This window comes from Sphingobacterium sp. SGG-5, assembly GCF_011043525.1.
Taxonomy (GTDB): domain Bacteria; phylum Bacteroidota; class Bacteroidia; order Sphingobacteriales; family Sphingobacteriaceae; genus Sphingobacterium.
Map to the genome: position 1 here is coordinate 1 of NZ_JAAKGO010000043.1, position 376 is coordinate 376.

Consider the following 376-nt stretch of genomic DNA (forward strand, 5'->3'; position numbering starts at 1 on the left):
CTCGGTAACACTGGCATCGGCAGGATCAGCAGCCACGGCGGTTGTAAACACTTACGAGATCACGGCCTCGGCAGCACAGGGTCCTAAACTGGGGAACTATACGATCAGCTATGCCAAAGGCACGCTGACGGTGAACCCGAAAGCCCTGACAATAACCGCTAACGATCAGAGCAAGATCTATGGCAATGCCTTTACCTTCAGCGGTACCGAGTTTACACCGGACGGCCTTGTGAACAATGATGTAGTGACCTCGGTGACATTAACTTCAGCAGGAGCATCAGCCTCAGCCGATGTTGACACCTACGAGATCACCGCTTCGGCAGCACAGGGGCCAAAGCTGTCCAACTATATCATCACGTACACAGGCGGTACACTT

General features: G+C 53.5%; 1 protein-coding gene. It reads left to right on the forward strand.

The genetic code is table 11. The annotated features are described in order from the left end of the window. Positions 1-376 (forward strand): MBG domain-containing protein (locus tag G5B30_RS17195; RefSeq protein WP_165321234.1); only part of this gene is annotated, 376 nt, incomplete at both ends.